The organism is Bradyrhizobium genomosp. I (2014), assembly GCF_000261685.1.
In the GTDB taxonomy this organism is placed as follows: Bacteria; Pseudomonadota; Alphaproteobacteria; order Rhizobiales; family Xanthobacteraceae; genus Bradyrhizobium.
The window spans coordinates 1-10194 of record NZ_AJQE01000113.1; the positions used below are offsets into that span (position 1 = coordinate 1).

The 10194-nt window shown below is 64.6% G+C and carries 13 protein-coding genes; 12 read left to right on the forward strand and 1 reads right to left on the reverse strand.

The window, feature by feature from the left end; genetic code table 11:
* The 12 genes from IC50_RS10760 to IC50_RS10815 form a co-directional block, all read left to right on the forward strand.
* Nucleotides 1-184: BA14K family protein (locus IC50_RS10760; protein ID WP_035703844.1), on the forward strand; the 184-nt coding region annotated here is incomplete at its 5' end.
* 246 nt (nucleotides 185-430) lie between these two features.
* Nucleotides 431-853, forward strand: a complete 423-nt coding sequence (locus tag IC50_RS10765; protein ID WP_035703845.1) for a response regulator — start codon at nucleotides 431-433, stop codon at nucleotides 851-853.
* A complete protein-coding gene (locus IC50_RS10770; protein WP_035703847.1) occupies nucleotides 850-3102 on the forward strand; it encodes a CHASE3 domain-containing protein in 2253 nt (750 codons plus the stop codon). Before IC50_RS10765 ends, IC50_RS10770 begins: the two co-directional genes overlap by 4 nt.
* 274 nt (nucleotides 3103-3376) lie before the next feature.
* Entirely contained in the window at nucleotides 3377-4813 is a 1437-nt protein-coding gene (gene atpD, locus IC50_RS10775) for a F0F1 ATP synthase subunit beta (protein WP_035703849.1), read from the forward strand.
* Complete coding sequence (locus IC50_RS10780; protein ID WP_035703852.1) at nucleotides 4810-5232, forward strand: F0F1 ATP synthase subunit epsilon; 423 nt, start codon at nucleotides 4810-4812, stop codon at nucleotides 5230-5232. The genes atpD and IC50_RS10780 overlap by 4 nt, the downstream gene beginning before the upstream one ends.
* Complete coding sequence (locus tag IC50_RS10785; protein WP_035703854.1) at nucleotides 5229-5528, forward strand: AtpZ/AtpI family protein; 300 nt, start codon at nucleotides 5229-5231, stop codon at nucleotides 5526-5528. Before IC50_RS10780 ends, IC50_RS10785 begins: the two co-directional genes overlap by 4 nt.
* Nucleotides 5525-5818 carry an ATP synthase subunit I gene (locus IC50_RS10790; protein WP_035703861.1) on the forward strand — a complete coding sequence of 98 codons (294 nt, stop codon included), beginning with the start codon at nucleotides 5525-5527 and terminating at the stop codon, nucleotides 5816-5818. The genes IC50_RS10785 and IC50_RS10790 overlap by 4 nt, the downstream gene beginning before the upstream one ends.
* The gene (locus IC50_RS10795; RefSeq protein WP_035703870.1) at nucleotides 5818-6501 is read left to right on the forward strand and encodes a F0F1 ATP synthase subunit A; all 684 of its coding nucleotides are present in this window, start codon (nucleotides 5818-5820) and stop codon (nucleotides 6499-6501) included. The genes IC50_RS10790 and IC50_RS10795 overlap by 1 nt, the downstream gene beginning before the upstream one ends.
* The gene (locus IC50_RS10800) at nucleotides 6498-6743 is read left to right on the forward strand and encodes a F0F1 ATP synthase subunit C (protein ID WP_035703862.1); all 246 of its coding nucleotides are present in this window, start codon (nucleotides 6498-6500) and stop codon (nucleotides 6741-6743) included. Before IC50_RS10795 ends, IC50_RS10800 begins: the two co-directional genes overlap by 4 nt.
* 23 nt (nucleotides 6744-6766) lie before the next feature.
* Nucleotides 6767-7483, forward strand: a complete 717-nt coding sequence (locus IC50_RS10805) for a F0F1 ATP synthase subunit delta (RefSeq protein WP_162131517.1) — start codon at nucleotides 6767-6769, stop codon at nucleotides 7481-7483.
* Nucleotides 7480-9021: a F0F1 ATP synthase subunit alpha gene (locus IC50_RS10810; RefSeq protein ID WP_035703865.1), complete on the forward strand. Its 1542-nt coding sequence runs from the start codon at nucleotides 7480-7482 to the stop codon at nucleotides 9019-9021. The genes IC50_RS10805 and IC50_RS10810 overlap by 4 nt, the downstream gene beginning before the upstream one ends.
* On the forward strand, nucleotides 9021-9869 hold the full coding sequence (locus tag IC50_RS10815; RefSeq protein ID WP_035703866.1) for a F0F1 ATP synthase subunit gamma: 849 nt from the start codon (nucleotides 9021-9023) through the stop codon (nucleotides 9867-9869). The genes IC50_RS10810 and IC50_RS10815 overlap by 1 nt, the downstream gene beginning before the upstream one ends.
* A gap of 26 nt (nucleotides 9870-9895) precedes the next feature.
* On the opposite strand, the gene IC50_RS10820 is transcribed toward IC50_RS10815, so the two are convergent.
* A partial coding sequence (locus tag IC50_RS10820; protein WP_035703868.1) for an EamA family transporter occupies nucleotides 9896-10194 on the reverse strand: 299 nt, incomplete at its 5' end.

The window sequence follows — 10194 nt, forward strand, 5'->3', positions numbered from 1 at the left end:
CGGCGGCGGCTACGGCTATTACGATGATCCCTACTATTACGGCTATTATGACGAACCGACGGTTGCGGTGGTGCAGGATGGCGGCGGCGATTCCGCTGCCTATTGCGCGCAGCGCTTCAAATCGTACGACCCGGCTTCGGGCACCTATCTTGGTTATGACGGCCAGCGGCATCCCTGCCCATAGGCAGATCGCCGAGGCGTAAGGCAAAAGGCGTCGCAGCGATGCGGCGCCTTTCTGGCAGTCGGCGTATCCCCTCGCCCGCTTCGGTTCCGTCAAGATCGGATCCGCCAGGATGCCTACAAATCGATGCAAATGGACCTTATGCACCGCGCCGTGCATATCCTTGGTGATCCAATCCAAAATTGACCGGAGACACGATTCGCGGATATCACCAACCACAGTGGGGACTTCGATCACCTGGGAAGTGTCATGCCGCGTATTCTCGTGGTTGATGACGATCCGATGGTCGGCGCGACCATCGAGGTCCTCCTCCAACGTCAGGGCTTCGACGTCACGCTGACCGACGGCGGCGAAACAGGACTGGCTGCGCTGGAATCGCAGGCCTTCGACGTGATGCTGGTTGACATCTTCATGCCGCATATGCGCGGCTTCGAATCCATCCGCATCTTTCACGAGCGCGCGCCGACTACGCCGCTGATCGCGATGTCGGGCTACGCCTTCGCCTCATCCGCCTCGCCCTCTCCGGACTTTCTCCGCATGGCGCTGGAGCTCGGCGCAACGCGCTGCCTGCGCAAGCCGTTCACGCCCGAGGCGCTGCTGACCACGATCCGGGAATGCCTCGCCGGTCGGGGCGAGAGCGCACAGCCGATGGACAAGAAAGAAGCCCCTTGATTGCAACGCAGCGCGTCATTCTCGGTGCTGGACTTGCCATCCTCCTGATCATCACCGCGGCCTCGATCGCCCTCGACGTCAAGTCGCGGTCCGACGCGGCATGGGTCAGTCAGACCGTCCAGATACAGAAGAAGATCTCCGATCTGCGCGTGCTGCTCCGCCGCGCCGAGAGCGCCGCACGCGGCTATGAGCTCTATCGCAGCCCGGGCTTCAGCGACGAGTTCCAGGCGGTACACGCCAGGATCGCGCCGGCCCTTGCCGACCTCAAGCACGACCTGCGCGACAATCCCGACCAGGTCGCGCTGCTGGAGGGCACCGAGCCGCTGGCGATGCGCCGGATCGAGATCGCCGCCACGGCGATGCGCCTGCGCGCCGAGAACGACCAGGCCGGCATTGCCGCGCTCAACGGCAGGGCCGAGGGCCGCGGCCTCATGGACACGGTGATGGGCAATCTCGACCATCTGAGCACCGAGGAAGAGCGCCTGCTCAACGAGCGCAGCCGGGATTCGCGCCGCACCAGCATCGTGCTGCTCGGTATCGACGTCGCCGGCGCCGTGCTGATCCTGCTCCTGGTCGCGCTGGTGATGCGCGAGAGCCGGCGCACCACGGGGGAGCTCCAGAACTCGCTCGAGCAGACACAAGCCGCCAAGGCGGCGCTCGAGGAGGCGGTGGCCGAGCGCACCGAGCACCTGGTCACCGCGCACGACGAGCTGCGGCTGTCGGTCAACGTGCTGCAGAGCACGTTTCGCAGCATGGCGGAGGCGGTGCTGGTCATCGACGCCGAGGGCAATGTCCTTCTGTCCAATCCGGCCGCCGAACGCATGCTGCAGCATCGCGCCGGGATGAACTTGAGCAATCTGCGCGCACTTTCGGATGTGTTTCACGGCGACGGCGTCACGCCGCTCAAGGCCGACGAGCTGCCATCGAAGCGCGTGCTGCGCGGCGAGCAGTTCGAAGAGCTGGAGATGATCGTCCGCCCGCACAGCGGCAATCCACCCCGCCATCTCATGATCAGCGGCCGGCCGATGCGGGACGCGCAAGGCAACATCTCGGGCGCGGTGCTGGTCTATCACGATGCGACGACCTCGCGCGAGACGGAGCGGCAACTGCACCAGTCGCAGAAGCTGGATGCGATCGGCAAGCTGACCGGCGGCGTCGCGCACGACTTCAACAACATGCTGACCGTCATCTCCGGCAACACCGAGACGCTGGTGGAGAGCCTGAAGGACCAACCCGAGCTTCAGCGCACGGCACGGCTGATCGACGATGCCGCCGAGCGCTGCGCCGAGCTGATCCAGCACCTGCTCGCGTTTGCGCGCCGGCAGCCGCTCGAGCCGCGCAACGTCGAGATCAATGCGGCGATATCAGACATCGCCAAGCTGCTGCGCCCCACCCTCGGTGAGCAGATCCAAATCGAGACCGCGCTGGAACAGGGACAGATGACCGCGCATATCGATCCGTCCAGGCTCACCAACGCCGTGCTCAACATGGCGATCAACGCGCGCGACGCCATGCCGAACGGCGGCAAGCTGCTGCTGGAGACCCAGCGCGTCGTGCTCGACGAGGCCTATGCGCAAGCCAATGCGGAGGTTCAGCCCGGCGCTTACGTGATGGTCGCGGTGAGCGACACCGGCACCGGCATGCTCCCCGACGTCCAGCAGAAGGCGTTCGAGCCTTTCTTCACCACCAAGGAGGTCGGCAAGGGATCCGGCCTCGGCCTCTCGATGGTCTACGGCTTCGTCAAGCAGTCCGGCGGCCACATCAAGATCTACAGCGAGGAAGGCCACGGCACCACGATCAAGCTCTATCTGCCGCCGGGCGAAGGCACGTCGGACGTGACAGCCGGGGTCGCGCCGCAGGCCGAAGGCGGCGCGGAGACCATTTTCGTGGTCGAGGACGACACGCTGGTGCGCAACTTCGTCACCGCGCAGCTCCAGAGCCTCGGCTACAAGACGGTGGCCGCGCCCGACGGCCGGGCCGCGCTGCAATTGATCGAGGCCGGCCAGCCGTTCGATCTCCTCTTCACCGACATCGTCATTCCCGGCGGCATGAGCGGCCGCGAGCTCGCCGAAGAAGTGGCCAGGCGGCGGCCGGGTGTGAGGGTGCTCTACACCTCCGGCTACACCGACAACGCCGTCGTCCATCACGGCAAGCTCGACGACGGCGTGATGCTGCTGACCAAACCCTACCGCCGCAACCAGCTCGCTGAGATGATCAGGAAGGCGCTCGGCCGCAGGGCGGCCGGTTAGCCGGGATCCCATAACGCAGACTAGAGAATGGATGGCAGAGCAGGCCAGGGGTTAGTTTGTCCGGTGGACAGTGTACCTCGGTCCGCCTTTCCCAACGCACAACCCGCGCCCTGTCTCGCAAGCATCGGTGGAACGACGGTCCATTCGCGATTGCAGGCTCTTGGGAGGTTCTCGCTCGCAAAACGGATTCGTGATGAAGGGCGCCGCCCCATTTTGATTTCCGTCAAAGGCCGCGTGGAGTTCAACCTTAGCATAGCAGACAAAAGGACGCGGGATGACGGAAAGCAATCCAAAAACAGCTCGCGTAGACGGTAAGGTACTCGCCGTTCGTGGTGCAGTCGTCGATGTCGTTGTTGACGGAACCGTTCTTCCGGAGATCGGCGATGCGCTGATAGTCCAATGCGAAGGCAACGCCCCCTCAACACTGACGGTCGAAGTTCAAGCACATCTCGACGAACACGTCGTTCGTGGCGTCGCGCTGCAATCGACCGCGGGCCTGAGACGCGGCTTGACGGTGCGCGCGAGCGGAACTCCGGTCGCCATTCCCGTCGGTGACGCCCTCCTCGGCCGCCTGCTCGACGTGACCGGGCAACCGAGAGACGATGGGCCGACGCTGCCGGAAGACTTGCCGCGCGTTCCCATCCATGGCCGCGCGCCGCCACTGAGCGAACGCAGCCCGGCGACTGCGATCTTCGAGACCGGAATCAAGGTGATCGACCTTCTCGCTCCGCTGCCGCAGGGAGGCAAGGCGGCGATGTTTGGGGGCGCCGGCGTCGGCAAGACCGTCGTCATCATGGAGCTTATTCACGCCATGGTCCAGGCTTACAAAGGCATTTCCGTGTTCGCCGGGATCGGCGAGCGCTCGCGCGAAGGGCACGAACTATTATCGGAAATGCGTCGATCCGGCGTGCTTGATCGCAGCGTGCTGGTGTTCGGCCAGATGAACGAGCCACCGGGCGCACGCTGGCGGGTTGGGTTGACAGCACTGACGATCGCCGAATATTTCCGCGACCGGAAGGGGCAGAACGTGCTGCTGCTGATGGACAATGTATTTAGATTCGTCCAGGCCGGCAGCGAGGTCTCGGGCCTCTTGGGAAGGCTGCCGTCACGCGTTGGCTATCAGCCGACCCTGGCGACGGAAGTCGCGGCCCTTCATGAGCGCATCGCCTCCATTGCCGGCGCCGCCGTGACCGCAATCGAGGCCGTCTATGTTCCCGCGGACGACTTCACCGATCCGGCGGTGACGGCGATATCAAGCCATCTGGACAGCACGATCATGCTGTCTCGCGCGATGGCTGCGGAAGGAATGTATCCGGCCGTGGATCCCCTGAGTTCATCCTCAATTCTGCTCGATCCTACGGTCGTCGGGCAAGAACACTACAGCACCGCAGAGCGAGTTCGCGAGATCATCGCGCATTACCGCGAACTTCAAGACGTCATCTCGCTCCTCGGTATGGACGAATTGAGTGCTGGGGACCGGCTTGCAGCCGCCCGCGCCCGCCGGCTCCAGCGCTTCCTGACCCAGCCCTTCGCTGTGACGGAAGCATTTACCGGCGTAGCGGGCAAGTCGGTGCCGCTCGTAGAGACCATCAGGGGATGCCAGGCGATCCTTCGTGGCGACTGCGACAAATGGCCCGAGAGCGCGCTCTACATGATCGGCGACCTAGCCGAAGCCACGGCGCGGATGAAGGCCTCGGAGATGGCCGGATGAGGCTGCTGATCACTTCCCCTACCGCAATTGTCGTCGATGATTCCGACGTTGTCTCGGTACGGGCCGAGGACGCAAGCGGCGGCTTTGGCATTCTTCGTGGTCATGCCGACCTGCTCACGGCGCTGAGCGTATCGATCGTGGCCTGGCAGGCTGCTTCCGGCCACACGCGCTACTGCGCGGTGCGTCGCGGCGTTCTCTCGGTGACCGGAGGGAATGAGGTCGGCATCGCAACGGCAGAAGCGGTTCCCGGCGACGATCTCGGCCAACTCGAGCAGATCGTCCTCGACGAATTCCGCAGGCGTGCCGAAGCCGAACGCGCCTCGCGTGTCCAAGGCGCTCAGTTACAGATGAAGGCGATCCGGCAGATCGTCCAATACCTGCGCCCCGACCCGAACCACCTCAGGGAGGGCGGCGCGTGACGGCCCGTTCCGATCCATCCGGCAAAGCCTCTCCAGACGGCCTCGCAAAGGCCGTGCGCGATCAGCGTATCCGCCGCGAGCGATGGCGGACCGAAGGCGAACCGTCCATGATGAAGTTCGTCGGCCAGATAGGCGTGCTTGGCTGGATCATAGTCGCACCCGCGCTTGGCGGCCTCTTCATTGGTCGCTGGATCGATCACAGGCTCGGCACGGGCATCTTCTGGAGCGCGCCGCTGCTGTTCCTTGGCGTGACAATCGGCTGCTCGTCGGCCTGGCGATGGATGCATCAACGGTGAGCGGCACAATCCTGTACAACTCCCTGGCCGTCGCGGTCGCTTCCTCGGGTTGGTTCGCGGCCGGTTCGCTGCTCGGTCTTGCGCATTTCGGCTCGCTGCGCTGGACCACTCGGTGGATGCTCGGGGGACGTACCCTGTTTTCGATCGGACTACAGGGTCTTCGCTTCGTTGCGACCGCCGGGACCCTGGCCCTGCTCGCACGCTGGTTCGGGGCGCTGCCGCTACTCACGGGCACGATCGGCTTGCTGGCGGCCCGCACGGGGCTGCTGTTGCGGGAGCCGCAGCAATGATGAGTTCGCCCCTCACGGCAGAGGTCGTCTTCGTGATCGGCCCTGTCGCGGTCACCAAGCCTGTCATCGTCACCTGGGGACTGATGCTGGTCATGGGCCTCGGCGGCAGCCTTGCGGCCCGATCGCTCTCGGTCCAGCCGACGACACGCCAAGTCGTCGTCGAGATGATCGTCGGCCTGGTGGAAGATCAGATCCGCGCAACCATGCGCGTGAGGCCGCAGCCGTACATTGCAACGATCGGCACTCTCTTCCTGTTCATCCTGTCTGCCAATCTGTGCTCGCTCGTGCCGGGTATCGAGCCGCCGACGGCGCATATCGAGACCGATGCCGCGCTCGGCCTGATCGTCTTCTTCGCCATAATCTATTTCGGCATCAAAGCTCGAGGGCTGAGAGGCTATTTGAAGACCTTCGCCGAGCCGACGTTGATCATGATCCCGCTCAACATCGTCGAAACGTTCACGCGTACCTTCTCGTTGATCGTTCGCCTCTTCGGTAACGTGATGAGCGGCGTTTTCGTCGTTGGCATTGTGCTCTCGCTCGCCGGCCTCCTGGTGCCGATCCCGCTGATGGCGCTCGACCTGCTGACCGGAACGGTACAGGCCTACATATTCACGGTCCTCGCCATGGTATTCATCGGCAGCGCGCTGGACGAAGGGCAATCGAAGGAAGGAAGAAAATCATGAACTGGATCGAAATCGTCAGCATCCTCGCCGCCGCGCTTGCCGTCTCGTTCGGGGCGATCGGTCCGGCGCTTGGTGAAGGCCGCGCCGTCGCCGCGGCCATGGACGCAATCGCGCGCCAGCCGGAGGCCGCCGGGACGATCTCGCGAACGCTGTTCGTCGGCCTCGCCATGATCGAGACCATGGCGATCTATTGCCTTGTGATCGCTCTCCTCGTCCTGTTCGCCAACCCGTTCTTGCACTAGCTATGCACATCGATTGGTCGACGTTGGCGCTCCAGACTGTCAACGTGCTCATTCTGATCTGGCTTCTCGGTCGATTCTTCTTTCGTCCCGTGGCTGATCTCGTCGCCCGACGGAAGGAAGAGGCAGCCCGAACTCTTGCGGACGCCGAAGCGGCGCGCAAGCAGGCCGAAGACATGCGCACCGAGGCGGCCCGATTGAACGCCGCCGTCAACGCCGAGCGTGATCGTCTGCTCGGCGAGGCTCGCAAGGCGGCGGAGACCGAGAAAACGGCCTTGCTCGCACAATTGTCGGTCGAAGCCGACAAGCAACGTGAGACCGAGAAGGCGGAGATCGCGCGACAGCGTGCCGCGATGGCGCACGATGTGTTCGCGCATGCCAGCGAGCTCTCCGTCGAGATCGCGCGGCGCCTGCTCGAGCGGATTCCGGCGAGCACCCTGTTCTCGGCGTTCCTCGCCGATCTCGGCGGCACGCTGCGCAAATTGCAGCCCGACGCGCGCGAGGCCCTGGCAGTCAGCGGCGCTGAGCAGCCAATCGAGGTGATTGCGGCGGCGCCCCTCGACGAGGAGCAAGCCGCAAATCTGAAGGACGCGCTACGTGCGGCCCTCGGCGTCGAGCCGGTCATGAAGATCGCGACTGACAAGGCGCTGATCGCAGGCTTCGAGGTCAGGAGCCGGAATCTCATCCTGCGCAACAATTGGCGGGCCGATCTCGCGCAGATCAGACGGGAGCTCGACAGGTGACGGACACCGTGGGTCTCGACAGATGGCTCGACGATGCCAGAACGCGCGTGAGCGCGTTCGTGCCCTCGCCGACTGTCGATGAGATCGGCCGCGTCGAATCCGTCGCCGACGGCATCGCAATGATATCCGGCCTTCCCGAATTGCGTCTGGACGAGCTTGTGAGTTTCGAGCACGGACAGCGAGGTTACACGACGACGCTCGACCGCGACATGATCTGCTGCGTGCTGCTCGATGCTGCGGGGGTTGCGGCGGGCCAAACGGTACGCGGCACGGGCGAGGTGGTCCGCGCGCCGGTCGGGCAATCGCTCCTGGGGCGCATCATCGACCCGCTTGGTCGGCCGCTGGACGAGGGGCGGGAAATCGAACCGGAGCGGTTCGATCCCATCGAACGTGCAGCACCGTCGATAATCGACCGAGACTTCGTCAGCGAACCGGTCCAGACGGGTCTACTCGTGATCGACACCATGTTCGCACTAGGCCGCGGACAGCGCGAACTCATCGTCGGCGACCGCGCCGTCGGCAAGACGGCCATCGCGCTGGATTGCATTATCAACCAGAAATCAAGCGACGTCATCTGCGTCTATGTCGCGATCGGCCAGAAGTCGTCGACAGTGAAGCGGGCGATTCAGGCCGTGAAGGCTCACGGCGCTCCGGAGCGCTGCATCTTCGTCGTGGCCGGCGCGTCGACGGCGCCGGGGCTGCAGTGGATCGCACCTTTTGCCGGATTTACAATGGCTGAGTATTTCCGCGACCGCGGCCAGCACGCATTGATCGTGATCGACGATCTGACCAAGCATGCGGCAACCCACAGAGAAATCGGCCTGCTGACGCATCAGCCTCCCGGTCGAGAAGCCTATCCGGGCGATGTGTTCTATGTTCACGCTCGCCTGCTCGAACGTGCCGCCAAGCTCTCAAAGGCGGCGGGAGCAGGCTCACTCACGGCGCTTCCGATCGCGGAGCTGGACGCCGGAAACCTCAGCGCCTACATCCCGACCAATCTGATATCGATCACGGACGGGCAGATCGTGCTCGACTCCCGCCTGTTCCACGAAGGCCACAAGCCGGCGGTCGATGTCGGCAAAAGCGTAAGCCGCGTCGGCGGAAAGACCCAGGCGCCGGCGCTGCGGGAGGCAGCGCACTCCCTCCGCCTCGACTACGCGCAGTTCCTTGAACTCGAGACGTTCACTCGCTTCGGCGCCGTGACCGATACCGCAGTCAAGGACAAGATCGCTCACGGCAAACGGATCCGAGGCATCCTCGGCCAGCACCAGTACGCGCCCATTCGGCTTGCGGACGAGGTCGCACTGGTCATGGCGGTTCAGGAAGGGTTGCTGGATCGCGTCGACCTTGCTGACGTCGATCGGTTTCGCAGCGAGTTGACGACCTGGCTCGATCGGAGTGCAAAGGACGTAGTGGACGATCTCTCAGGCACAGGACGGCTCCTTAGCACCGACCGGACCAAATTGCTCGGCGCCCTAACAGACCTTGCATCGACATTCACGAGCGACGAACACGTCGCGGCCGAAGGAGCTTCATAGTGGCCGATCGGCTCGCCCAGGTCTCGGCGCAGCTCGAGAACGTTCGCCAGCTTCAGTCCGTGGTCACCGCCATGCGCGGCATCGCAGCCTCCCGCGTGCAGCGCGCGCGTGCCCTGCTGGCAGGAGGTGACGCCTACAGCGCCGTCATTTCAGGTGCCATCGGCCAGGCTTTGACGCTGCTGCCGGCCGACTACCGGCCAGGACACGGATCGCGGCGGGCCGCCGTCGTCCTTTTTTGCGCGGAACAGGGCTTTGCCGGCGCCTACAGCGAGCGCGTTCTGGATCACGGTGGCGCATATCTGCCGGGCGCGACGAAATTCCTGATCGGAAGCCGCGGCGGGATAGCCGCCCGCGAGCGCGGCCTGACCACAGCATGGAGTGCGCCAATGGCAACCCATACAGAGGCGATCCCGGCGCTGGCGTCCACCATCGCGGACGCACTCTACGAGTACATCGCCGATGGCGCGCCATCGGCGATCGACGTGGTCGTGCCTGTCTGCAGCTCCGCGGGCGACATCCGCATCGAGCGGCGCTCGCTGCTTCCGCTCGACCTCTCGAGCTTCAAGCGGCCCGTCGCGCAAATGCCGCCGCTGACGACGCTGCCGCCCCACGAACTGCTGGAGCGGCTGACGGCGGAGTACGTCTACGCCCTGCTCTGCGAGGCCACGATGCATGCCTATGCGGCGGAAAACCAGGCGCGTATGATGGCCATGACCTCGGCGCGCAACAACATCGAAGAGAGGCTCGCCGAACTCGAGCATCGGAAGCTGCAGCTCCGGCAGGATGAGATCACGAGCGAGATTGTCGAACTCACAGCAGGTGCGCACGCCATGCAGACCATCCGCTGACTGCACCTTGCGACGCGCATCCGCGATCATCGCGTCGCCAGCACCACCGCGGCCAGCGTGAAGACCAGCGCCGCGATCTGCCCTGCCCCGAGCGGCTCGCCCAGCGCGATGGCCGAGGCCACCACGCCGATCACCGGCACGGCCATCGTCCCGATCGCGGCCACCGAGGCCGGCAGGCGCGCAAGCGCTGCGAACCAGCTGACATAGGCGATGCAGAACTGCACCACGGTCGAATAGACCAAGAGCCACCAGCCGACCGGCGTCACCAACGAGAGATGCGTGGTCTCGACCAGGAGGCCGATGATCGAGATCGGCAGGCAGCCGA